Origin of the sequence: Paenibacillus sp. FSL R7-269 (genome assembly GCF_000517865.1) — a bacterium.
Classification (GTDB): Bacteria; Bacillota; Bacilli; order Paenibacillales; family Paenibacillaceae; genus Paenibacillus_AQ.
On sequence record NZ_ASPS01000025.1, the window covers coordinates 132611 to 157809 of the forward strand.

The following is a 25199-nucleotide window of genomic DNA, read 5'->3' on the forward strand; positions in this document are numbered from 1 at the left end:
TATGAAGCGTATGGACCGGTTCGCCGGATGGCTGGACAAGCGGCAATGGGCTGAGAAGATAGAGCTTGCGGAATGGACTATGCGGAGGTCCCGCTACCGCACTCCCGGCTGCTATGAGCATGAGGAGGAGCTGCATCGGGAGTACAATGTTTCCCGGCTGGATGGCGGGTATGGAACCACCTATTTCCTTCACCGGGAGATCGCGGTGCCGGGAGACTGGGCACCGGAAGAGGCGGCGCTGCTCTATCTGGGACGCGGGGAAGGTCTGCTGAAGCTGGGCGGAGCGCCGTACCATGGCCTGGACAGCAATCACTGGTTCATTCCGCTGCCGTCCGGCGCTGCGGGCGAGCGCCTGGAGCTGGACATCGAGCTGTATGATCCGGTACCGGAGCCGGAGGACCCGCTGAACCGCCAGGCGGTGATCAAGCCGCCGCTGACGGGTATTGAAATCAAGCTGGTGCGCGTCAATCGTCCGGTATACAGCCTGCTGCATACGGTGCGAATCGTACACGAAGCGGCCCTCCTGCTGCCGGAGGGAGACATGCGCCGCCTCCGCAGCCTTAAGGCGCTGGAGCGGGTGATGGACACGCTCTATATGAAGGAGGAGCTGCTGCTGGACGGCGGGGCCGTAACTGCGGCGGAACAGCAGTTACGGGCTGCTGCTTCGGCGGACCGGGCGGCGGGACTGCACCCGGGAACGATGCATATGGTAGGCCAGTCGCATATTGATGTGGCCTGGCTGTGGCCGGTCCGGGAGACGGTGCGCAAGGTCAGCAGGACCTTCTCCACCGTCTGCACTCTGATGGACAAGTACCCGGACTTCCGGTACTCCCAGAGCCAGCCCCAGCTCTATGCCTTCGCCAAAGAGCATTATCCCGAGCTGTACGGGCGGATCAAGGAGCGGATTGCCGAAGGCCGGTGGGAGCTGGTCGGAGGTATGTGGGTGGAGCCGGATCTGAACATTCCCGGCGGGGAGTCGCTGGTCCGGCAGATGCTGTACGGCCAGGACTTCTATATGAAGGAATTCGGCAAGCAGTCCACGATTGAATGGCTGCCGGATACCTTCGGCTATTGCGCCTCTCTGCCGCAGCTGCTGAAGCAGGCGGGTATCGATTATTTCATGACCACCAAGCTGGGCTGGAATGATACCAATCCCTTCCCGCATACCTTATTCCATTGGGTCGGCATTGACGGGACGAGGATTGTGGCCTATCAGAACCATGGGGTGAACGAGCATACGCATCCGAAGGATGTGCAGGAGCATTGGCAGGCCAACGCCCAGAAGGAAGCGCATGATGAGCTGATGCTGCTCTACGGACACGGCGACGGCGGAGGCGGGGTCACCCACGAGATGCTGGAATATGTGAGCCGCACCGATCTTGCGCCGGGCCAGCCGGTTAGCGAATTCTCGACGGCGGAAGCCTTCTTCTCGGAGATCGGCGCGCGCCAGCCGGAGCTTCCGGCGTGGCACGGCGATCTCTATCTGGAGCTGCACCGGGGGACCTTCACGACCCATGCCTTCAATAAGTGCAGCAACCGCAAGGCGGAGATTTTGTACCGGCAGGCGGAGATTTGGAGTGTGCTGGCGGAGAAGGACGGTGCTCTGGATCTGGAGCAGCCGGATCAGCCGGAGGTGCAGCGGCTGCCCTCAGGGGAGCTGGCCGAGGGCTGGAAGCTGCTGCTGCTCAACCAGTTCCATGACATCATTCCGGGGACTTCGATCCCGGAGGTGTATACGACCTCGCGGGAGGAATACGCGGAGATCTTCCGTCTGGGCGGGCAGGCGCTGGACCGCTCCCTGCATGCTCTGACGGCTGAAGTGAATACATTGGGCGAAGGCCGTCCCTATGTGGTCTTCAACAGCCTGGGCTGGGAGCGTACGGAGCTGCTCCGGCTGGAGGGCGGTTCTGAGCTGGCTGCGGTGCAGGTATTCGACGAGGACGGTCTGCTGCCGAGCGAATACTGGAACACGGAGGCTGGCGGGGATAGTTACACGCTGGCTGTGCAGGTCCGCAAGGTTCCGGCCTTCGGCTGCCGGACGATCTGGCTGCGGGAGGCGGAGGAGCCGGCCGGAGCATGGCCTGAGCCGCCGGGTGCTTCCGTCATCGGGGAAGCTTTCCCGGAAGAGTGGGAGACCGACCATTACATCCTCACATTCAATAAGTACGGCGAAATCAGCCGCTGGTTTGACAAAAGCGCGGGCCGCGAGCTGCTCCAGCCCGGCCAAACCGGGAACCAGCTTCAGTTCTACCATGACACCCCGCCGCTGTGGGATGCCTGGGATATAGATCCGCGTTATGAGCAGCAGCCTGCGGGCAAGGCGAAGCTGCTGGACTGCCGGGTGCTCACCAGCGGCCCTGTGCAGACCGTGCTGAAGTTCCGCTGGCAGCTGCATGAATCGCTGATTGAGCAGGAGATCGTCCTGCCCCGGAACAGCCGCAGGGTGGATTTCCGTACCCGCGTAAGCTGGAGGGAGCAGCATAAGCTGCTGAAGGTTGCTTTTCCGGTGGACATTGTGGCCGCGAAGGCTACCTATGAGATTCCGTTCGGCGCGCTGGAGCGCCCGACCCACCGCAACACCAGCTGGGAGCAGGCGCAATTCGAGGTCTGCGGGCACCGCTGGGCCGATCTGTCCGAGGGCGGCTATGGCGTGAGCCTACTGAACGACTGCAAATACGGCTATGACATTCATGACGGAGTGCTGCGGCTCTCGCTGCTGCGCTCCCCGCGCTGGCCGGACCGTTATGCCGACCAGGGGGAGCATGAATTCACCTATTCGCTGTATCCGCATAGCGGAGAATGGCGGCAGGCCGATGTGGTACGGGAAGCAGCAGAGCTGAATGAACCGCTGCTGGCGGTCAGCGAAGCCGCACATTCCGGCCAATATCCAAGCACCCATGCCTGGCTTGCCTTCCAGAGCCATCATGTCATGCTCGATACAATCAAGCAGGCAGAGGACGGCAGCGGCACGATTATCCGGCTGTATGAAGCGGCGGGCAGCAGAGAATCGGCTGTGCTGGATTGGAAGGACAAGGACGTCCGCGCCTGCCGCGTCAATCTGCTGGAGAGCACGACCAGCTCCGTGGAGACCGCCGGCGGCGTCATCCCGCTGTCCTTCAGACCCTATGAGGTACAGACGCTTAAGTTATATAAGAAGCACGAAAGTAATTAACAGAAAGCAGAGAAGCGGAGGGGAAATTTGGAACTGTAGGAGCGGTAGCGTCCGCCTTTGTCAACGGATTTCAACCGCTGAAAAGCGGATTAAATCTAGAAATCTGTTGACAACAGCGGCCGGAAGTCCAAATGTTCACCGCAGTGACGATCAAGCTTCAAGTTCAAAGCCTAAGTGCTTCTTATATACCACGAACATCATTCGCAGGAGGAATAGACATGCAAATTACAAGACATCCCAATAATCCGATTGTCGTCCCGGGCGGCTATGAGTGGCGCAAGGTGACCGTGTTCAACCCGGCGGTCATCATCGATAACGGCAAGTTCTATATGATCGAGCGCACCGCCGGTTCCCTGACTCCCTGCAAGAACTATCTGGGCTTGCTGGAGAGTGAGGACGGAGTGAACTTCACCCATGTGAAGGATGAGCCGATTGTTACCCCGGATATGCTGGGCTTTCCGTACGGCAGCGTGCAGGACCCGCGTATTGTGAAGATCGATGGAACCTTCTACCTCAACTACGCCCTGCGTCCCTGCGCCATGAGCTATTATCCTACCGGGGCCGGCGTCCCTGAGCGCTCCATTCCCAAATACCCGGACGGCTGGGGGGAAGAGGAGGGCCACTGGCTGACCCGCTCCTCGATTCTGAAGTCAACCAATTTGCTGGACTGGGAGTTCGTGGCGGATACCACACCGCTCGACATCAATGACCGGGACAACATCCTGTTCCCTGAGAAAATAAACGGCAAATTCGTGCTGCTCCGCCGCCCCGAAGAATATGTGGGCGAAGCTTACGGGACGGAAAAAGCTGCTATGTGGATTACCTATTCCGAGGATCTCGTGAATTGGGAAGAGCCCAAGCTGCTCGCCGCCGCCGGGAACCTGTCCTGGGAGTCGCGGAAGATCGGCGGCTCAACGCCTCCAATCCGTACAGACAAGGGCTGGCTGGTGCTCTATCACGGTGTCGATGAAGAGATCGTCTACCGTGTAGGGGCGATGCTGCTGGATCTGGAGCAGCCGGAGAAAATCATTGCCCGGACCCATAACTTCATTATGGAGCCGGAGACGTATTACGAGAAATTTGGCTTCCAGATTCCGAATGTCATCTTCCCGACCGGCAATGTGGTCAAGGACGGCCTGCTCTATATCTACTACGGGGTAACCGACACAGCGATCGCGCTCGCCACGGTGCCGCTGGATGAATTGGTGGAGCATATTCTGAACGAAGCGGAGTAGCCAGGAAGCCGCCGCCAAGCGGAGTACCAGATAATCGCCCCGCGAAGCGGAGTAACCCAAGCACTGGTGAGGCAGGCTGCGTGATTCGTCCCGCAAATGGCGAAGTGGCGAATCACCTGCATAGCTGCTGGTGATATAAATGTTGCACATTTTGCAGCCCCGGTTCACAGATAGCGAGCTTTGCGGGAGGAATGTTGCATAGAATGCAGGAATAAACCTGCCACGCTGCCCGATAAAGATGGAATCCTGCCTTTTGTACAACAATTATGCGTTCGGGCCCATAGGATGAGTAAAATGTTGCATTATGTGCAGGATTGGTTGTATGCCAATATTCAGGACGGACGCTCCGCCCGTTTTTCAAACCGGTCTTTTCGCAGCGGCCCCCTTCAAGGCATGTTCCTTGCGGTATTGCCCCGGCGTCAGACCGGTTTCTTTTTTGAACTTGCGGATGAAGTTGGGTGCATCCAGGTAACCGACCTGCTCGATGATCTCCTTGAGCGGAGCACTGGTGTTCTCCAGCAGCCGGATCACCTCGTCCACACGCCGCTGCCAGATATATTGCGAGAAATTACTGCCGGTCTTCTCCTTGAAGCTTCGGCTTAAATAAGAGGTCGAGATGGCGAACTTCAGCGCCACATGCTCAAGGCTCAGGGTGTAGTCTGCGAACTGCTGATCCACATACGCCAGAATGTCATCCATCAGGGAAGATTCGCTGTTCTCGGTGTTCCGCTCCACCTGGGCACAAATGGCGGAAGCCAGCGAGAGCAGCCGGCTCTCCAGCTCCTCCAGCGTCTCGAAGGAGGTCAGCTCCGGCATATTGGTGAACACCTCATCCATACCCAGCTCCGAGGCGGTACGCAGAAAAGCATTCAACAGATCGAAGCAGATACACCGCAGCAGATGAACCTGCAGCGGCTCGTCCTTGATCGTGTCAATGGTGTCGGCAATCATCTGAGCCGCTACCGATTCGTTGCCCTGCTTCAGACTCTGCTCCAGCTTCAGCATGGATTTGCGCGGAATCCAGAAGCTCTCGGCAGCGGCGGGATTCAGCTCTGCGAGCTGCTCGAAGTAGGTGACCTGGCCGCTGCGCCGGATCATCCGGTGCTCAAGAGCAGCGGAGGCTTCAATGAAGGACTGGTTCAGCCTGGCGAGGTCCCGGTAGGCCATGCCGACACCGATGCTCAGCGCGAGCTGCGAGTGTTCGCGGATCACTGCCTGAATGGCTTCAATAACCTGCTCCATCCGGTGCTGAACAGGCATCTCCCCTTCCCCTGGAAGGGAGATAATCAGGGCGAACTGGTCCTTGACCGAGAATTCAATCCCGAAGATCTGCGCATCCGGGCCCGGCAGGCAGATATTGCTGAGCATCTCCTGCAGCAGATGGCGTTCCTGCCAAGACTTGCCGCCCTGCGCTGCATCATCCCAGGACAGGATGGCCGAGAAATAGAGGCCCTGTCCCTGCTTATGCCTGAAGCCTGCGCTCAGGATCATCTGTTCAATCTCGGGATCATCCGGCTGGCCGTGCTTGAGCAGCAGCAGCATGCACTGGTTGCGGACAAAAGGCTCCTGGAGGTCAATCCGGGCACTGTAGTCATGAAGCGTCTGCCGGATCGATTCCCATTCATTGCGCAGCTTGGGAGCTTCGTTGCCGCTGCCCCGCGGCTTGGCGAATTCCATCAGATCGCGGATCGGGTGGTATTGCCGCTTGGCCAGCAGCAGCGCGGCCGCTATGCCGGTAACAACTGTAATACAGAAGACAATTAGAATCAGCGTCTGAACATGGGCGACCCGGCTGAAAAATTGGAAACTGGGCATCGTGGTGACGTAGGTCCAGCCATTCTCTTCAGACTTCACAGAGACCACGGAGTACTGCTCTCCGTCCAGCTCCAGATTGTGAATCCCCGGCTTAAGAGCGGATAGGGTCTGAAGCTCGTTCTGGGGGAAGCTGACGCCATGGCTGTTCGCGGTCAGCACCTCGCCGGAGGGGCCGAAGATATAGCTGCTGCCCGAGAAATCGCTCAGAACTGAATCCATGACGCCGGTAAGATTGGATTCCTTCATCAGATAGACAACTGTTCCGTAAGGGAACGGGTCATTCGGCTTCACCGGGACGAGCATGGCGAGCATCGGCTCCATCCGGGAATTGACCGTCACATTCTCGGCTGGACGGACCAGTGGCTGACGGGTCTCGTTCAAGTCACGCCGCAGTTCCTCCGGGGTCCAGTGTTCGAACTGATAGAGAGTATCGAAGGTGACATGAAGATCAGCCAACCCACGGTAAGAATAGATATTGGAATCGCCGTGGAAGTAGAGGAACAGATCCTCGGCGATACTGCTGCTGGCCTTGTAATTCGCCAGTGCCTGAATCGCCTCCAGACTGTAATAAGGATGCCGGACCATATAAGGGGTCAGATGCTTGTCATAGGCGATGCGTCCGGCGATCTCCTGAAGCTCATTCATCCGTCCGTCGATGGTGCTTTTCACTTGATTAAGCTGATTAACATTGGATTGTTCAATTTCGACCCGCAGGCCCTTGACGGCGTTTTCATAGACGAAGATGGTAACGCCGGTGAGCGGGATCAGGAACATGAGGATATAGGAAAAAGCGTATTTCAGCAGCAGCCTTGACTTGAAGTGATTCCAGGTCAGCCGGAACCGGTTCAGCAAGGATGGCTGGGGTGCGGGATTGGACATGCAGCAGTACCTCCAGTGTTAAGATATTCGGATTAGAATTCTTGGATGGAACCTCTTGGATTAGAAATCGCAGTTCTCTTCTGGATTACACTTGTGCTACTATAAACATTATAACATTATAATCTTTGGAGTGAAGCAGCTTTATATTTTTATGACAGGACGGCACAGCCGTTGCTACTTGTTAAATATAAGGATGTATGGAGTTCATGTCATTAATCATTTTTGGTAATTCCCCTGTAAATCTGTAATTGAAGAAGGAGATGGGACGAGTGGGCACAGAGAACGTGCTGCGCAACTTGCAGCTGGTGGATGGCCGGACGGTGGATATCTCCATTCAGGGCGGAATCATTACCGCGATTACCCCGCCGGGCCAGGCGGAAGGCAGGAGCCTGCTGGACTGCTCCGGGTTATACGGCTCCAGCGGATGGATTGATCTGCATGTGCATGCTGTGCCGGAGCTTGACCCCTACGGCGATCAGATTGACGAGATCGGGGTGAAGCAGGGGGTGACGACACTGGTGGATGCCGGGAGCTGCGGAGCAGACCGGATCGGGGCTTTTTACAGTGCGAGTCTTCTGGCCGATACCCGGGTATTCGCACTGCTTAATATCTCAAGAATCGGACTTGCGCGGACCGACGAGCTCTCGCAGCTGGAGTGGATTGACCGGGCCCGCGCGCTTGCAGCAGTGGAGGCTTATCCTGAATTCATCGTCGGCCTGAAAGCCCGCATCAGCCAAAGCGTCGTTAAGGGCAGCGGCATACAGCCGCTTAAGCTGGCACGAACCTTATCGGATGAGACGAAGCTTCCGCTCATGGTGCATATCGGCTCCGCGCCGCCTGCTATCTCTGAAGTGCTGGAGCTGCTGCGGGCGGGCGATGTAATTACTCATTACCTGAACGGCAAAGCCAATAATCTGTTCCGGGCGGACGGCACACCGCTGCCGGAACTGCTGGATGCTGTAGACCGGGGTGTCCAACTGGACGTAGGGCATGGCACCGCAAGCTTCTCCTTCCGGGTGGCGGAACAAGCGAAGGCGGCTGGTATCGTGCTGAATACGATCAGCACAGACATCTACCGGGGCAACCGGCTGAACGGTCCGGTGTACAGCATGGCGGATGTACTGACCAAGTTCCTCTATCTCGGCTACAGTCTGGAAGATGTAATCCGTGCCGTCACCAGCAGCGCCGCAGAGTGGCTCGGCAAGCCGGAGCTTGGGCAGATCCGGGTAGGGGGGCAGGCGAATCTGACCTTATTCTCCCTGGAAGACGGTGAGAAACAGCTTATGGACTCAGAGGGCGGGGTGCGGACCGCGCACCACTATATTGAAGCAAAAGGAGTCTTTATCAATGGATCACTCATTACAGGCTAAATATGGATTGAAGCGTGTGATTAATGCCAGCGGAAGAATGAGCATCCTTGGCGTGTCTGCACCGGCGGATTCAGTCATGGAGGCAATGAAGCAAGGAGGGCAGCGGTATGTGGAAATCGCGGATCTGGTGGACAAATCGGGAGATTACATCGCCCGTCTGCTCGGCTCGGAAGGAGCCGTTGTGGTGAACTCGGCCTCCAGCGGCATTGCGCTGTCGGTGGCGGCCATAGTGACCGCCGGAGATCCGCGGCTTAGCCTGCGCCTGCATCAGGAGCCGGTGCTGAAGAATGAGATTATCATGCTGAAAGGCCATAACGTGCAGTATGGAGCGCCGGTGGAGACAATGGTCTTCCTTGGCGGAGGGCGGGTGGTTGAAGCGGGATATGCGAATGAAGGCCGCGTAGAGCATATTGAACAGGCCATCGGGGAACGTACCGCAGCGATTCTCTATGTGAAATCCCACCACGCCGTCCAGAAGAATATGATCTCGGTGGAGGAGGCCTGGGAGGTTGCCCGGCGCAGGGGTGTGCCGATGATTGTTGATGCGGCTGCGGAGGAGGACTTGCGCAAATATGTCCAGTATTCCGATTTGGCCATCTACAGCGGCTCGAAGGCGGTGGAAGGTCCAACTTCGGGCATTGTAGCGGGCGGGAAGAAATACATCGGCTGGCTGAAGGTGCAGCTGCACGGGATCGGCCGCAGCATGAAGGTCGGCAAAGAGACGACCTTCGGGCTGCTCCAGGCTTTGGATGAATATCAGGACAAGGCGGACAACAGCCAGCAGGAGAAGCAGGCGCTGGAGGCACTTCAGCCGCTCGCCGATCTTCCCGGCGTGTCGGTCCGCACCCTGCAGGATGAAGCGGGGCGGGCGATTTACCGGGGACGCATCCAGATTGATGCCGCTGCTGCGGGAAGGGATGCAAGAGAGGTCAATGACCGCCTGCGGGAAGGCGATATTGCCGTGTATACGCGGGACTATGGCGTGAAGCAGGGATATTTCGATATCGATCCGAGATCGCTGCAGGGCGATGATCTCCAGGTTATCGTCAGCAGAATTCAAGAGATTATAGGGGGCAGATCATAATGAGCAAGATTCAGGAGCGTTTTTATAAGAACAGAGCGGCACTGAATGTCCTGGCCGGCAGTATCGGGAACGCCAAGGATATCTACGAGGCTGCCGAAGGGCATGTTCTGGTGGGCGTACTCTCCAAAAATTACGCCAACGCCCAGGAAGCGTCCGCCGCTATGACGGAGTACGGACAGGCGATCCAGGATGCCGTATCCATCGGGCTTGGTGCCGGGGACAACCGCCAGGCGGCGGTGGTCGCAGAGATTGCTGCAAGCTATGCGGGCAGCCATATCAACCAGGTCTTTCCGGCTGTAGGCGCGACCCGTGCTAACCTGGGAGCCAAGGACAGCTGGATTAACAGCCTGGTCTCTCCCTGCGGACAGCCGGGCTATGTCAATATTTCCACCGGGCCGGTCAGCGCGGGGAATGCTTCGCAGGCCATCGTTCCAGTGCACGCTGCCATTGCCCTGGTCCGGGATATGGGCGGCAATGCACTCAAATATTTTCCGATGAAAGGGCTGGAGCTGGAAGAAGAGTATCGTGCGGTGGCCCAGGCCTGCGGAGAAGCCGGATTTGCCCTGGAGCCTACAGGCGGAATCGATCTGGATAACTTCGCGCCCATTCTGGAGATTGCGCTTCAGGCAGGCGTACCGCAGGTGATCCCGCATATCTATTCTTCCATTATTGATCCGCAGACCGGAAGCACGAAGGTGCAGGATGTCCGCACGCTGCTCCATAAGATGAAATCGCTGGTGGACCGGTATGCCTAGAATCGCGGCCTTCGGCGAAGTGATGATGCGGCTGCAGGTGCCGGGGGTGGAGACGCTGGCCCAGAGCAGCAGGCTGGAGTACTCTTTTTCGGGCAGCGGGGTGAATGTAACGGCGGCGCTCGCCAAATACGGCCATAATGGAGCACTAATCACAACCTTGCCGGAGACTCCAGTGGGGGAAGCTGCGATGGCCTATCTGCGCAAGCTTGGGGTGGATACGTCACTGATCCGCCGGGGCGGCAAGCACCTCGGAATGTACTTCCTGGAGAACGGGTTCGGCGCCCGCCCCGGAAGAGTCACGTATACCGACCGGCTGGGCAGCAGCTTCAATACCGCTGAGGCTGGTCAGTATGATATGGCGGCGCTGGCTTCCCGGGTGGATGTGCTCCATCTATGCGGCATTGCGCTGGCTATGAATGACGGAGTGCGCGGGCAGATGAAGCAGCTTGCGGCGGAGGTGAAGCGTGCGGGGGGCATGGTGGTTTTTGACTGCAATTACCGTCCGGCGTTATGGGGTGAGGCGGGGTATACCAAGGCCCGTCCGCATTACGAAGAGCTGCTTGCGCTTGCCGATTTGGTGCTGATGAACGAAAAGGATGCGCTGTACATTCTTGGCACCGCAGCGGCAGATTATGATAGAATAACACAGTTGAAGCAAGCGGTTCCCGCTGTGGCGGAGCGCTTCGGAATCAGAGCGGCAGCGGGCACCCACCGTGAGATTAATGCGGACAATACGCATTCCCTGACAGGATATTTGTACCGTCAAGGTACATTCGCGTTCTCCCGCAAGCTGACCTTCCCGGTGTATGACCGGATTGGTGCCGGTGATGCTTTTGCCAGCGCTGTGATCCATGGTGAGTTGCAGGAGTATCCGCAGCAGCAGACGGTGGAGATGGCAGCGGCCGCAGCGATGCTGGCCCACACCATCCCGGGAGATACCGCGCTGTTTACCGAGAGCGAGGTGCTCCGGGCGCTGTCAGACTTTACCTTAGATGTTGAAAGGTAGTGAACGTAAGGTGTCACTGAAACGCAAGCAAGGCCCCTTATACCAGCAGATCCACAAGATCCTCAAAGACCGGATTCTGCACGGGGTATACCCGCTCGGCAGCATTATCCCCTCCGAGCCTCAGCTCGAGAAGGAGTTCGATGTCAGCAAAATGACGGTTCGCGGCGCGGTCCAGGAGCTGGCCCAGGAAGGCTATGTGCAGAAGAAAAGCGGCGTCGGAACCATTGTGATGCGCAATACCGCCTACCAGAAGCTCTCCAAAGGCAAACGGTTCACAGAGCTGCTGGTCGAAGCAGGCCATAAGCTGGAAAAGAAATTGCTCGCATCCCAGCGTCTCGCTAATGAAGCAGGAACAGAGGAATACAGCCGCTACGGGCCGTATTGCCAGCGGATCGAACGTCTGTATATTCTGGATGGCCAGCCCTATATACATCTGGTGCATTTCCTTACGGCAGCAGCCCTGCCCGGCGGGGGAGCGGCAGAGATGGGGGCAGACATCCAGTCCTTGTACGACTCGCTGGAGGAGAACGGTATTGTGCTGGAGAACTTCAGGGACCGCTTCTTCGTGGAGCCGGCACCATCCGAGGTATGCCTGCTGCTCAAGCTGCCGCCGGGGACGCCTGTGCTGAAGCGTCTGCGCAACTCCTATGACGGGGAGGGCCGGCTGATCGAACACAGTATCGGCTGCTATAATACGGAGCTCCATCACTATCTGGTCAGCTATGATACTTGAGGTGGAGGCTGATGAGCGCCGCTCCCTTGAACCCGCTGCTTGCAGCGGGTTTTTTAGGATTGATGTAGCCCGCGGCTAAGAATTGTGCCTGAAATACAAGATTCGCTGAAACCTATCGGCTCTATCCCTCCAAAGTTGCAGAATGTACAGCATTTTGCAGGGAGGTTATTCTGGCTTGCTAAACTTAATAAAACACAGTGAATTAATAAGAATTTTATCTTTTCAAATGACATGGTTTGTGAGAGAATAGGTACAATCTTGTAGAGTTAACATTTGACATTACCTATTTTAGAGGAGGAAACACCCATGTCAGAAGAGCACAAGCTGTCCTTTGAAACCCTCGCCGTCCACGCAGGCCAGGAGATTGATCCCACTACTTTAGCTCGTGCCGTGCCGTTGTACCAGACCACTTCGTATGGGTTCCGCGATGCGGAGCACGCAGCGAATCTGTTCGCGCTTAAGGAGTTCGGCAATATCTACACCCGGCTGATGAATCCGACGACCGATGTGTTTGAACAGCGTCTTGCTGCGCTTGAGGGCGGGGCAGGTGCACTGGCGACCGCGTCCGGAATGGCGGCCATTTCCTTCTCTATTCTGAATATTGCCGGAGCAGGGGATGAGATTGTGTCCTCCGCAAGTCTGTACGGCGGGACTTATAATCTGTTCTCTACAACGTTGCCTAAGCTGGGGATTCAGGTGAAGTTCGTGGATTCCGACAATCCGGAGAACTTCCGGGCAGCGATTACGGACAAGACCAAAGCGCTGTACGCCGAGACCATTGGTAATCCGCAAGGGAATGTACTGGATATCGAAGCAGTGGCGGCTATCGCCCATGAACATGGAATTCCGCTGATTGTGGATAATACCTTCCCAAGCCCGTATCTGCTGCGTCCGATTGAACATGGTGCGGATATCGTCGTGCATTCGGCAACCAAATTCATCGGCGGCCATGGCACATCCATCGGCGGAATCATCGTGGACGGCGGCAAGTTCGACTGGAAGGCCAGCGGAAGGTTCCCCGGCCTGACCGAACCGGACCCGAGCTACCACGGGGTAGTCTACACTGAAGCTGTAGGCCCTATCGCTTATATCATCAAAGCACGGGTACAACTGCTTCGTGACCTCGGCGCGGCGATCTCCCCGTTCAACTCCTGGATGCTGCTGCAGGGACTCGAAACGCTGCATTTGCGTCTGGAACGCCACAGCCAGAATGCACTCAAGGTCGCCCAATATCTGGAGGCACATGATTCTGTAGAGTGGGTCAGCTATGCCGGACTACAGAGTCATCCATCCTATAAGCTGGCTCAGAAATATCTGCCTAAGGGCCAGGGCGCGATTCTGACCTTCGGAATTAAGGGCGGGGCGGCCGCAGGGGTGAAGCTGATCGAGAACGTGAAGCTGTTCTCCCATCTGGCCAATGTCGGCGATTCCAAGTCGCTGATCATCCACCCGGCCAGCACCACCCACCAGCAGCTGTCGGTCGAGGAGCAGATTACCGCCGGTGTTACACCGGAGCTGCTGCGTTTGTCCATCGGCACCGAATCCATCGACGATATCCTCTATGACCTGGAGCAGGCGATCGCTGCCAGCCAGCAGGGATAGAAAGGGTTAGCGGGAGCGGGCTGTGCTGGGGAGTGAGAGGTTGAACCGCTGAGCTGCCGAGCTGCCGGAGAGTTGTAGCCGGATAGACGGTGAGCAGAAGCCTTGTACTCCCCCCCAACTGGTTTCAATTAGACACAGTTCCTTGCAACTTAGGAAGAGGAATTAAAGACTACTGTTTGATGCAGAATGTTTCTGTATTAGGCGGTGGTCTTTTTTTGCGGGAGCAGGGGGTGGGGTTGGGAGTGTGAGTGTGAGTGTGAGTGTGAGTGTGAGTGTGAGTGTGAGTGTGAGTGTGAGTGTGAGTAATGGGAAGAGGGTGAGGGTTTGCGAGGAAATAAGGAATAGTTTGTGAGAAAAACGGTTCGTGAGGGATTGATCCGCACTGAAACTGCCCGGCAATTGTACTTTCTGCAATAGATTAGGCTATATCCGGCGTTAAATTCCGTTCTGATGTATTCCATACAACAGATTTCCGGCACATGCCTCCAAAACACCCTTTCCGCGAAAATCTGCTGTACAAACTGCAACAGATCGCTTTTTACAGCCGCTAAAGAGAAGATCTGCTGTAGTAAATACAATTGATCACCAAGCGTCAAGCAGAAGCCAACCCGAACCCTAAATTAATTCGAAGTCTATAGAGATTAACAACAGAATATGTAAAGGTTACTTCCCGCCTACTTCAGCTCGCCTACCCATTGAAGCTCGTCACCCCACCGCATGTCCACTACTCATCCGGGTAAGATTTTGCTGCTGCATTCATTTGATAACGTTTGCATATTTCAGTACCTCTGCCAGTATTTATAGATTGAAGCCTCTTAAAATGCTGGCAGCTTCTCCTCAGGGGGAGCGGAGCGGCAGTAATTCAAAGGTAAAGGGTGGGTGCGAGGATGAAGGGTGAACGCCAGCAGAAGGATGATCCAAACAAGGAAGAGCGCCCGTTCAAGTATAACACCGGCGACCGGACCATTGGCGTGGAGATGAGCCAGTCCGCATCTGTAGCTTCCGCAGCAGCGGAATTTCTTGCTGAAGGGGAGCCGCGTAAGGGAAAAGTGAACCGGGAGCGGACTTATTCGCGCCGCCCGGGGGAGCGTCAGGCTTTCCTGGTCCTGCGTGATGGAGCGGGCGAGCGGTCTCTTCAACGCGCAGAGCCGGGTGTCTACCCTGCGGGCCCTTGCCTGATCCGGGGCGAGGAATGGCTGCTTGCGCCGGAGGTCGCAGCACTCTATTCAAGCTGGATGTCATGCAGTGATGAGGAGCAGGCGGAGCGTATCCTGCAGCGGATCTGTCACCGGCTGCGGGCTGCTGCTGCCGACCTTCTGGAGTCGGCGGACGGCGTCTGGGCCGCAGTTGCTCTGCTCTATACGCCGGAGCTTGCTGCCCGCCCGGCCAGACTCGCTGCGCTTCAGGATGCGCAGCTTGATGCGCTGTTCGCCGCCGCGCTGCAGAGCCAGCGGCTGGGCGGCGACAGCCGCATCGACTTGCTGGCGCCGTACCCCGCCAGCCTCAATGAATTCGCGGCGCAGCGCGAATTCATTGAGGGCGTGGCCGAGCAGACTCTCGGCCACGCTTATGCGGCAGCCTGCCGCATCGGGGCGCTGCTCGCGCCCGATGTGGGGCAGGCTGCCGCCGGGGAAATCGCGCGTATCGCCGATTTCCTGGTGCTGGACGGCGCGGCGGCGGAGGCCGCGCCCGGAGAGAACGCCGCCGAGGGCTTCGCGCTGGCGGCGGCTGGGGTGCTGGCCGCCGTACGCCGGGTGCGGCCGGCGGCTGCGGTGCTCGCCGCAGGGGCACCGGCGGCGTATGCGCTGGCCGATCTGTATGAGATCGGCATGAGCGGGGTCTTTTGCAGCGCGGCTCAGCGAACCGAAGCGCTGCTGCGGGCGGCCTGCCTGACCTGGATTGCCCGGCAGGACAATGTAGATGCCGCCGCCGGAGGCTGGCAGTAGCCGGGTATCTAGCGGTAGCTGGCAGTAGCGGCGGGCTGGCCTGCCTACACTGTCTGATCTGCCGCAAGCAGCCGGATCGGCAGGCAACGACCAATCCGGCTGCTCTATTCTTCACCATCTCCACAATCGTATGCCAACGAATTAACCGCAAAACCTTCGAAAATACACAACAACCCGATTACGCCAGGCCCTGGGGCTGTGCGGAATCGGGTTTTTAATCTAACTTAATAGGGTGTGTTTTATGTGGTCTGACTTATCTCATATGTTTAAGTCGTGTGCCCCAATCTGACCGTAGCCCCGCCCGGGATGCGGCGGGCTTCATTCCCCACTGAGACCCATACCTCCGTTGCCGACGGGTTATAGACCATCTCCTGCGAAGCGGAGAAGCGCAGTCCTTCCACAGCGGACAGGTAGTCCACGATCTCAATATTGGTGGCATACCAGATGTCCTCGTGGCCGCCCATCATGGCGGCGAACTGCTCCAGCTCCTGCCAGTTATCATCGTCATTGAACTCATAGCTGTGTCCCCAGACATAGAGCAGCTGCATATAAGAGAAACGGGGCTTTTCCTCCAGGAACTTCTTGCCCAAGTTCAGCATCTCCTTGTGGTGGCAGGTAGGGTGCCAGGCCAGCAGGTTGTCCGGCAGGCTGAAGCTGTGGTGGGAATTCACCGTGCGGGAATATTCAATACCCAGGGCAGGTAGTAAGCCGATAACATGATCATTGTAATTGCCGAACGGATAGGACATGCCCCGGACCGGATAACCGGCTAGCTCCTCTAGCGCCTTGCGGTCCGTCAGAATCTCATCGGCGATCCCCTCGCGCGGGGTCATGGTAAGGAAAGGATGAGTGCTGGTATGCGCCGAAATCTCATGCCCCTCATAGAGTGCAGCCACCTCGTCCTGCGAGATGTAGCCCTCATTGCCGAACAATCCCGAATTAAGATGAAAAGACCCCTTCAGCCCATGCTGATTCAGAATCTCCACGAGCTTCCGGTCGTAGGTTCTTCCATCATCCCAGCTTAATGTTAGCGCTTTAGAAACTCCGCCCGGAAAAAGATCAAATTTGATTCTCATACTTTGCTTTCCTCCCTGATTGTACGAATAGAGTGAAGTCCCATTAAGCTGTTCTTTCTAAGTTAAAGATATTAATTCATTAAAAATGATGCCAGAAGTGAAGACGGATAGCAAGACGCTTGTTTAAAGAGATATTTCGGAGCTTGATCAACCATCTATTGGAAGGGGATTCACATGCTTAATTCTAGCAAAGTATCCGCACTTTTCTCATGTCGTTATTATGCTAAAGAAGGGCATGATCGTCAAGGAACCGGCCCGCCGGATACGTTACTCTAAAAGGGTAGATGACATAAGGTTGGAGGGACACGATGCAGCGTTGTTTATATAGAGCCGAGTGCCGGGAGGATGCTAATCCGTCAGCGTTCTGGGGTGCACAGACCCCGCTACTGAATGAACGAATGGACAGGCTGGGCCTTGAACGGCTAAGTATTTTTCAGGATGGTAAGGAGCTGTTTCTGTACTATGAATGCGTCAGCCGGGAGGTGGAGCCGGAGCAGCTAATTGAGGGTGCGGCAGAGATTCTTAAGGAGTGGCCGGGAGGGGGGCAGCCCCGGTTGTGGGTGCCTATGATAGATATTTTTCATTATCAGCAGCCGGTCACCGCAGAGCATTGGAAGCGCAGTCATTCGGCGGGAACCCCCTACGGAAGAGTGGCGGCGCTGAAGCCGGAGCAGGTCGCCAGCTATGTGTATCACCATTACCAGTATCAGGAGGAGCGCCCGGGAGACGGCGACAAGTACGGGATTATCGGGCTGCATGAGAACCTGCTGTTCTTTTATTCCGAGCTGCCTGCAACGGTAGAGCCTACCCCGTACGCAGGGAAGCTTACCACGAATCTCCGGCCGGAGAACTGGGGTGAGGTGATGGAGCCGCATTTCAGGAAATGGAGTGAGATGGAGACGGATCAGGCCATTTGGAAAAAGCTTGCGCTCGTCCTAAACATCCCCCGCCCCCATTCAGGAAAAGGAGAATGAATATGTTACGTACATCCATATGTCTCAATGGCGAGTGGGATTTCATGCCGCTCTATGACCAGCCGCGCACCCGCGCCCTTCCGGAGAGATTGCAATACGAGGCCCGCAAAATACAGGTCCCATCGAGCTGGCGCTACAGCTATACTGCGCCTTCCGGCAGCAAATTCGGCGAAGTTGCCGAGTATCATTTCCAGCCCTTCGATGTGTACAGATACCCGGAGGAATGGAATGCAGCCGAAGCCGGGGTGCTTCACCGCAGCTTTCAGGTGCCGGAGACGATGCTGGAGCAGCGGATCGTGCTGCGGTTCGAGGGCATTATGCAAAAAGCGGCCATCTATCTGGACCGCGAGCGGATTGCCGTCTGGGAGGACGGCTTCCTGCCCTTGCGGCTGGATATCACCGCGCTGGCGAAGCCCGGCCGGGAGCAACAGCTGCATGTGGTCTGCGGCAGCTTCGACACGGCGGTGCTTCCCTCCGGGGAGACCAAAATCACCGGACTCTCCGGCTCCTGGTTCGGCAGAATCGCCCGGGGCATCTGGCAGGATGTCTTCCTGGAGGCGTATCCGCCGGTAACGCTGGAGGATTTTACGATCCGTACCTCTGTCCGGCAGGGAAGGCTGGAAGTGGATGCTCTGATCAGCAGCGCAGAAGACGGCCCCTCAACCGAAGGGCTGCAGGTGTTCCTTCAAGTCAGGGAGCGGAAGTCCGGCGTTCCGGCCGCACTGGCAGAGCCGCCGCATTTATCGCAGCCGCTGGCGGCCGCCCAGTCGCTGCCCGTCCTTGAAGCGGAAGCCGCAGTAGCGCTTCGCCCTGCGGAGGCTGCTGCTGGGCGGCAGTTATGCAGCAATACCGGCAGCCGGGATTGGGGCGGAGCGGCATTCAGCCTGCCCTGGCAGGCGGCCAGGCTGTGGAGTCCCGATTCCCCTGCCCTGTATGAGCTGGAGCTTGTGCTGCAATCGGACGGTGAGATTCTGGACCGCCGGAGCGAGACCTTCGGCTTCCGGGAGTTCTGGTGCGAGGGTCCGCAGTTTATGCTGAACGGGATTCCCGTTAATCTGCGTGGGGACTCTTGGCATTTTCAGGGAGCAGCCCAGCAGACAGAGGACTATATACGCAACTGGTACCGGATGTGCCGGCAGGCGGGCATTAACAGCATCCGGCTGCATGCGCAGCCGTATCCGTCCGATTATCTGCGGATTGCCGATGAGGAGGGGATGCTGATTGTCGATGAGACGGCTATCTACGGCTCCAGCAAAAGCATGGATGCCGCCCATCCCGATTTCATCGACAATTGCCGCGCGCATGTGCAGCGGCTGGTGAAGCGGGACAAGAATCACCCCTCGGTCATTCTGTGGAGTGTACAGAACGAGATGCGCTGGGTGGACGGAAGGGATCACTACAAGCAGCATATCCCCGGCCTGATCGGACTGATGAAGGCGCTGGATGATACCCGCCCGGTCATGGTGGAGGGGGATAACCGCCTGGTCTCCAGGCAGCAGACTGAGGTGGAGAGCCGCCATTACAACATTGACGGCACGATCGCGCAGTGGGACCGGCAGGTTCCGCTCACCTTCGGCGAGCATGGCGGCTGGTGGTACATCTGTCCGCAGAACAGTAGTATGTACTCGGGAATGGATGTATATAAGGATTCTGACGCAAGTGCTGCCGGGCTGGCCCACAAGGAGCGGCTGTTCGTGGAATATGCACGGCGGCAGGGCGTCTCAGGCATCTCTACCTTTAACTTTGTCCACTACTTCATGCGGGCGATGCCGGAGCAGGAGATCAAGCTACCGCAGGCCGACCTGACCACTCCCGGCCTCAAGTCTGCTGTGATTCCGGCCTACTCGCTATCGCTGAACAACGGACTGCTGCCGGAGGAGTATCCGGTCTACAGGCCTAATCCGGCTTTTGCCATTATGGCCGCGGCCTTCAAGCCGGTCACGCTGATTGCCGCCGAATACAACCGCTGCTTCTTCGATGATGCGCCGGTCTCCCGCAGCTTCGATGTCTATAACGATACGCTGTCAGCGCAGGAAGTAACGGTCGAATGTGAAGTCATACAGGGCGGTCACAGGGTATATAGCGAGACCTTCCGCTTCCGTCATGAGCCTGCTGCACGTAGGAGCATCGGGCTGGAGTGGATGCCGGACCCGGTCAATGGTGAAGGAACTGGGGCAGCAGCAGGAGATGGGGCTGAAGTAGGTGCAACGTCAGGTGAAGGAGAAGCTGTGCTGTCTGCCCGGCTATTCCATGGCAGCGAGCTGATGCATGAGCTTAATGTAAGCTACCGCCTGCTGTCCGGGAGCTACCGGACCGAGCCGGTAGAGATCGCGCTGTCCGCAGCTTACATCGGCTCTGACCGGGACTTCCAGGCGATTCACGCGCTGGTGCCCGCGCTGGTCCGGGCAGAACCGGAAGCTGTAGAGAAGCTTGCGGCCGGAACCCTGCTGATTGTCGGCAGCAAGATGGAGGATAAGGGCGGGGCGCTGGACCGGAGGCTGAGAGGATTCGTGCAGCGGGGCGGCAGTCTGCTGCTGCTGGAGCAGCTTCATCTCTCTCCCGGCAGATTGCCGCTCACCCGCAGGGAATTCATCCGCGCCCATGCCGGGGATTACGGGCATCCGGTACTTCGGGGATTAGGCGCGGAGGATCTGATGTACTGGCATGAGGAGCTGCGTGAGGACGGGCCGCTGCCGATCATCCGGGTGGCGTTCGAGAAGCCGGTAACCGGCGACTTCACCCTGCTGCTGGAATGCAGCGCAGGAGACTTCGGAGACGGCGGCGATCTGTGGTCGCCGCTGCTGGAATACCGCTGCGGAGCCGGCATGTTCCTGGCGAATCAGCTGGAGATTATGGATCATCTCCAGCGGGTTCCCCAGGCGCAGCTGCTGTTGCGCAGCCTGCTGCAGTACGCGGGCCGCGCGGTCCACGCGGCCGCTCCCCCGGCTGCGGCGCTGAATGCCTCCGCGGGTCCTGGCATCGCGGCCAGCCCTGGCGCCGCCATCAAGCCCGCCGCCGCCGTCACCGGGTCCGCAGCGGCTGCCGGGCGACCCGCCGCGCTGGCGCCCGCTGCGGCAAGGTCCGCTGCGGTGTGGGTCCGCAGCGGCGGAATGGCGGAGGCCTTGCTCGGCAAGCTCCGCCTGAAGGGCCAGAGCCTGGACAGCGCCGCAGGCTTGTCCGGCCTGCCCCCCGGCCTCCTCGTCGTGGAGGCCGAACTGCTGGGCGTGCCGGGCGCGGCGGAAGCCGTGCGCCAGGCAGCCCTGGCCGGCGGCAGCGTGCTGGTGCTGCCGGCAGAGCCCGGCGGGCAGGAGGCACTCGCCCGCCTGCTGGACGCTCCCGTGCGCATCGCGCCGCACGGCACGTATCATCTGGCGGCGGACTACACGCACGCCGCCGTCCAGGGCATCAGCCCGGTCGACCTGTTCGGCTTCGATAAGGTGCATCTCTCACCCCGGGATGTCGTCAACCGGGAGCTGGCCGTATGCAGGCTGGAGGTGCCGGGCGCCGAGGTGCTGTGCACCAGCGTGGAAGGCACGGCCTGGAAGGACTATTTCGCCGGGCAGCATACGGCGGAATACAGCAGGCTGGCGCTAGTCGAGCTGAACCGCAGCCAGGCGGCAGCTCCAGGGGCTTTTGTGATCCGCCAGGCGGCCGGAGCGGGAGAGATCCTCTGCTCGCAGCTGCTTACCGACCCCGACAGTGACAAGAGCCTAAGGCTCTACGCCCGCCTGCTCGCCAATCTCGGAGCCGCTTTTGACGATGAGCTGCTGCTTCATGACAAGGAGGATGCGCAGTGGGCGGTGGAGGCCGCAATGACGCTGTTCTGTCCGCCGCATATCGACTACGAGGCGATGAAGGCCTACTATACAGACCCTGAATTCTCCCTGAACAATCTGGGGGAAGGCCTATACGGCTGGATGAAGAAAAAAGAACGGCGCACAAACGGAACCTTCCTCATTCCCGCACCGGAAGGACGCCCTCTGTTCCTGAGCTGCTTTGTGCACCTGCCGGAGACGGCGGATGCAGCCTCAGACAGCATGAATAGGGACGGCACAAGAACCGGCAGACTCCGGGTGAACTCGGCCTGTACTTTTGAGATCTATATGAACGGCAGACTGGTGGCAGATCCTGAACAGGAGATTACGCTGGCCAGCGGGATCAACCGCTTGATCGCCATCGTCAGGGGAGCGCAGGAGGATATCGCCTTCGGCATGGTGTTCCTGAATACAGACGGCACGTATATGAATGATCTGGAGTTCCGCCTGACGATGGATGAGGTGGAGCCCAAATGAGCAAGAGCAATGGAGAGGAGCAGACCGATATGAACGCCAATGAACCGGGACCATCCGCATCATCCGCACCGTTCACATCATCCGTACCACCCGCAGACCCATCTGGCCACGCACAGAGTAACAAGGCTGTAGAACCGCCTTTTGGGAGCAATTTGCTTGCCCGCACTGCTGAGCTGGACCAGTATTTCGCCTTCAACGATGAAGCGAGGGAGGTAGAGTTCAAGCGGCATGATATGCCGACTCCCTGGCTGAATTATTTATCCAACGGGACCTTCCATACGATGCTGTCCCATGCAGGCGGGGGACTATCTTTCTATAAATCTCCGCAGATCTGGCGGATTACCCGCTACCGTTTCTTCCATCTGCCGACCGACCGCTCCGGCCCGTATATTTACTTGCAGGATGCAGGAACCGGCAGCTACTGGTGTCCCACTTATGAGCCGGCCTTCCGGAAGCCGCAGGAGTGGCGGAGCAGCCATGGCATGGGCTATACCCGCTTTGAAGCGCAGGCGGATGAGCTGGCAGCGAAGACGGTATATTTTGTCGGGCCTTATGAGAATTCGCTGATCTGGAATCTGACGCTGACGAACAATAGCAGTGAGGTCAAGGAGCTGAACGTGTATGCCTACGCCGAGTTTGGGATGATGGAATTCATGCGCGAGCTGCAATGGCAATGCTACAACAAGCATCAGGTCTCGGTGCAGTACCATGACAAGGAAGCGCTGATCTACAAATACGGGGTGGAAAATCAGCCCAAGCCGGACGAAACCCCGCTGGTCTATATGATGTCCGATGCCCCGCTCGCCGGATATGACGGAGACCGTGAAGAATTCATCGGCAGCTACCGCAGCGAATCCAATCCGGCTGCTATTGAGCAGGGGGGCTGCACTGGCTCGGCCATTCTGGGAGGCGACCCCTGCGGCGCACTCCAGGTCCGGGTAAGACTTGCGCCTGGAGAGACCCGCACCGTGAACTTTTTCCTCGGAACAGCGATGAACGAGGAAGAGATTGAACGGGCCATCGGCCATTCACGGGAGGCGGATTTCGTCACCCGTTCCTATGCGGCACTTCAGGAGAACTGGGAGCGTTACCTCGGGGCGTGGAATTGTGAGCTGCCGGATCAGGATGCGCAGCGTATGCTTAATACCTGGAATCCGTATCAGGCGCAGCGGAATTTTCTGTTCTCGCGCAATATTTCGTATTATGCCACCGGCACCTTCCGGGGCGTAGGCTACCGGGATACGGCCCAGGATATTCTGGCGGTCGTACCGTACGATCCCGAGGCAGCCAAGGATAAAGTCCGGCTGCTCCTGGGGCAGCAGTATCAGGACGGGCATGTGAATCATTATTTTTTCCCGAATGAGGGCTGGGACCCGGTGACCAGCATCCATTCGGATGATCACCTGTGGACGGCGCTTGCCGTATGGGACATTCTGGCCGAGACCGGGGACGCGGCGTTCCTTCAGGAGAGTATCCCGTTCTATGATGGCGGTGAAGCGCCGCTGTATGATCATTTGAAGCGGGCGGTGGACTTCACCGTCTCCCGGCTGGGACCGAACGGCTTCCCGCTGATGCTGCGCTCGGACTGGAATGACCAGCTTTTCCGCGTATGCCGTGAGGGCAGGGGAGAGAGCATCTGGACAGCGATGCAGTTCGGGACCGTGCTGCTGCGCATGAAGGATCTGGCGGCGGCCTCCGGTTACCCGGAGCATGCGGCGGACTATGACCGGCTCTACGGGGAGCAGAAGCAGCTTGTGAACACGCTGGGCTGGGACGGGCAATGGTTCCGGCGGGCGGTGATGGATGACGGGCGGTATCTGGGTACCGCTGAGCATGAGGAGGCCCAGATCTGGCTCAATGCGCAGACCTGGGCGACCCTGTCCGGGATGGCTGAGTCTGACAAGGGGCTGAAGGCGATGGACAGTGTGCGCGACATTCTCGATACAGAGCTGGGCATCAAAAAACTGCATCCGTCCATCACCACCTTCCCTGATCCCGCCGATCCGTTAACCAACTATAACAAAGGAACCGGGGAGAACGGGGCCATCTTCTGCCATGCCAATACCTGGGCAATTATTGCGGAGTGTATGCTGGGCAGAGGGGACCAGGCGTACAAATATTACCGCCAGCTGATCCCGAACGTCGCCATGGAGCAAGCCGGAATCCAGCGCTACAAAGCGGAGCCGTATGTCTATGCCTCGAACCTGTTCGGGCCGGAGTCCGACAGATTCGGTCTGGCGAACGTATCTTGGCTGACCGGGACGGCCGCATGGATGTATGTAGCCGCTACGCAGTACATTATGGGCATCAAGCCGGTGCTGGCCGGACTGTCCATTAACCCGTGCATCCCGTCTTCCTGGGAGGGCTTCTCGGTCAGCCGGCGGTTCCGTGGCTGCGAATATGAGATTACCGTGAAGAACAATAGCCATGTCTGCTCAGGCGTCCAAGAAATTCGGGTGGACGGCGAACGGCTCGAAGGAACAGTCATCCCCCCATACCCGCACAAACAATCCGTGAAAGTGGAGGTCATACTGTAACGGTAGGCTTTCTGTAGAGACAGAGGGACTAAGTTAGATACAGAGTATACAAGCAGTATATAAAAAGTGTCCCGTAGGCGGCTCCTAGCAACGCCCGTGCGGGACATTTTTTTTGGTGTGCAACGACAGCCGGTTGATGCAATGGGGAACTGCGCACCTGGCCCCACCATTTGAAATCGCTGGATTAATGAGGTGCAGAAGTGCACCTGAATTCACTCAAAGTGGGAGATATGTGGAAATGAGGTGCAGAAGTGCACCTGAATTCACCTAAAGTGGGAGATATGTGGAAATGAGGTGCAGAAGTGCACCTGAATTCGCCTAAAGCGGAAGATACGTGGAAATGAGGTGCAGAAGTGCACCTGATTTCGCAGCTGAACTATAAGTTACTGTTAATGACATTAAACAAATTCACATCCTTAGCTGCCACCTCGCTAAAACGCCCTCATTAACCTCATTAACTCCACGAATCCCAAGCACCGCCACTAACCGTACTAAACACACTAATCAACTAGCGCCCCAGTAACCGCCTTAATCGCCTTAATCTCCTAACCCGCCTAGCCCGCATTCCCTTCATCCGCCTCCCTAGCAATCTGTACCCTTTCCCCAGGTTTACCCTCTTTCCCAAAAATCAGGCTTGCCCCCGGGTTTACTTTTACTCCTTGCGTGGTATAGTATAGGTATAAGTTGCGCTAAGGAAATATAGTTGCTCTATTGCAACAATGA

14 protein-coding genes are annotated in these 25199 nt (G+C 57.8%); 12 read left to right on the forward strand and 2 right to left on the reverse strand.

Annotated features, from left to right (window positions below; all coding sequences use genetic code 11):
- Position 1 precedes the first annotated feature (1 nt).
- Positions 2-3172 (forward strand): alpha-mannosidase, encoded by a 3171-nt coding sequence (locus C162_RS13115; RefSeq protein WP_036694908.1) that lies wholly within the window; start codon positions 2-4, stop codon positions 3170-3172.
- Positions 3173-3390: 218 nt separating this feature from the next.
- A complete protein-coding gene (locus C162_RS13120; protein ID WP_036694909.1) occupies positions 3391-4407 on the forward strand; it encodes a glycosidase in 1017 nt (338 codons plus the stop codon).
- 357 nt (positions 4408-4764) lie between these two features.
- Here C162_RS13120 and C162_RS13125 read toward each other — a convergent pair whose 3' ends face one another.
- Positions 4765-7101, reverse strand: a complete 2337-nt coding sequence (locus C162_RS13125) for a helix-turn-helix domain-containing protein (protein WP_063829014.1) — start codon at positions 7099-7101, stop codon at positions 4765-4767.
- A gap of 269 nt (positions 7102-7370) precedes the next feature.
- Between C162_RS13125 and C162_RS13130 the strand changes: the two genes are divergently transcribed.
- The 7 genes from C162_RS13130 (at position 7371) to C162_RS13160 (ending at position 15597) form a co-directional block, all read left to right on the forward strand.
- Positions 7371-8471, forward strand: coding sequence for an amidohydrolase/deacetylase family metallohydrolase (locus C162_RS13130; RefSeq protein ID WP_235218421.1), 1101 nt, complete (start codon positions 7371-7373; stop codon positions 8469-8471).
- The gene (locus C162_RS13135; RefSeq protein ID WP_036694911.1) at positions 8449-9555 is read left to right on the forward strand and encodes a DgaE family pyridoxal phosphate-dependent ammonia lyase; all 1107 of its coding nucleotides are present in this window, start codon (positions 8449-8451) and stop codon (positions 9553-9555) included. Before C162_RS13130 ends, C162_RS13135 begins: the two co-directional genes overlap by 23 nt.
- Positions 9555-10310, forward strand: a complete 756-nt coding sequence (gene dagF, locus C162_RS13140; protein ID WP_036694912.1) for a 2-dehydro-3-deoxy-phosphogluconate aldolase — start codon at positions 9555-9557, stop codon at positions 10308-10310. The genes C162_RS13135 and dagF overlap by 1 nt, the downstream gene beginning before the upstream one ends.
- Positions 10303-11316 (forward strand): sugar kinase, encoded by a 1014-nt coding sequence (locus tag C162_RS13145; protein WP_036694913.1) that lies wholly within the window; start codon positions 10303-10305, stop codon positions 11314-11316. Before dagF ends, C162_RS13145 begins: the two co-directional genes overlap by 8 nt.
- Positions 11317-11326: 10 nt before the next feature.
- A complete protein-coding gene (locus tag C162_RS13150; RefSeq protein ID WP_036694914.1) occupies positions 11327-12049 on the forward strand; it encodes a GntR family transcriptional regulator in 723 nt (240 codons plus the stop codon).
- 306 nt (positions 12050-12355) lie between these two features.
- Positions 12356-13651 (forward strand): homocysteine synthase, encoded by a 1296-nt coding sequence (locus C162_RS13155; RefSeq protein WP_036694915.1) that lies wholly within the window; start codon positions 12356-12358, stop codon positions 13649-13651.
- 887 nt (positions 13652-14538) lie between these two features.
- Entirely contained in the window at positions 14539-15597 is a 1059-nt protein-coding gene (locus tag C162_RS13160; protein WP_036694916.1) for a hypothetical protein, read from the forward strand.
- 266 nt (positions 15598-15863) lie between these two features.
- On the opposite strand, the gene C162_RS13165 is transcribed toward C162_RS13160, so the two are convergent.
- A complete protein-coding gene (locus C162_RS13165; RefSeq protein ID WP_036694917.1) occupies positions 15864-16673 on the reverse strand; it encodes a polysaccharide deacetylase family protein in 810 nt (269 codons plus the stop codon).
- A gap of 308 nt (positions 16674-16981) precedes the next feature.
- Between C162_RS13165 and C162_RS13170 the strand changes: the two genes are divergently transcribed.
- Genes C162_RS13170 through C162_RS13180 form a run of 3 tightly spaced genes read left to right on the forward strand, consistent with a single transcriptional unit; the run spans position 16982 to position 24476 of the window.
- Positions 16982-17647 carry a hypothetical protein gene (locus C162_RS13170; RefSeq protein WP_036694918.1) on the forward strand — a complete coding sequence of 222 codons (666 nt, stop codon included), beginning with the start codon at positions 16982-16984 and terminating at the stop codon, positions 17645-17647.
- Positions 17648-17649: 2 nt separating this feature from the next.
- Positions 17650-21939: a glycoside hydrolase family 2 gene (locus C162_RS13175; RefSeq protein WP_036694919.1), complete on the forward strand. Its 4290-nt coding sequence runs from the start codon at positions 17650-17652 to the stop codon at positions 21937-21939.
- Positions 21936-24476: a GH36-type glycosyl hydrolase domain-containing protein gene (locus C162_RS13180; RefSeq protein WP_036694920.1), complete on the forward strand. Its 2541-nt coding sequence runs from the start codon at positions 21936-21938 to the stop codon at positions 24474-24476. The genes C162_RS13175 and C162_RS13180 overlap by 4 nt, the downstream gene beginning before the upstream one ends.
- The last annotated feature ends 723 nt before the right edge of the window (positions 24477-25199 follow it).